The following is a 731-nucleotide window of genomic DNA, read 5'->3' on the forward strand; positions in this document are numbered from 1 at the left end:
ACATGCAGCTCTGATACCATCCTCAGAGCCATCAAGGAACTGACACAGGAAAACATCTCCTATACTTCCGACCAAGGCAAGACCTATGATTTCAATACTGCAGACAAACTCAACACATTGCTTATAAACGCTTTGGTTTCTACAGGCGAGTTGAAGGAAATTGAGGAATACGATGTTGACTTTGACCATCAGTTTCTTGAAACGGAGAAGTATGATGCAAAACCGACCTACAAAAAGTTCCTCGGCTACAGGCCTGGCGTATATGTTATCGGTGACAAGATAGTCTATATCGAGAACAGCGATGGCAACACGAATGTGCGTTTTCATCAGGCAGACACCCATAAGAGATTCTTCGCTCTTCTGGAATCCCAGAACATCCGTGTAAATCGCTTCAGGGCAGACTGCGGTTCCTGCTCGAAGGAAATCGTCAGTGAGATAGAGAAGCATTGCAAACATTTCTACATCCGTGCCAACCGATGCAGTTCGCTCTACAATGACATCTTTGCTCTGAGAGGATGGAAGACGGAGGAGATTAACGGCATCCAGTTCGAACTCAATTCCATTCTCGTTGAGAAATGGGAAGGCAAGTGCTATCGTCTTGTCATCCAGAGACAAAGACGCAACAGTGGCGACCTTGACCTATGGGAAGGCGAATACACTTACCGTTGTATTCTGACCAACGATTACAAGTCATCGACAAGGGACATTGTTGAATTCTACAATCTGCGTGG

At 45.6% G+C, this 731-nt stretch carries 1 pseudogene; it reads left to right on the plus strand.

Annotation, left to right across the window (positions count from 1 at the left end):
* A pseudogene (locus tag AAAT87_RS15420) lies at positions 1–731 on the plus strand (IS1380-like element IS612 family transposase); the annotation flags it as partial.

Source organism: Segatella sinensis (genome assembly GCF_040095255.1).
Classification (GTDB): Bacteria; Bacteroidota; Bacteroidia; order Bacteroidales; family Bacteroidaceae; genus Prevotella; species Prevotella sinensis.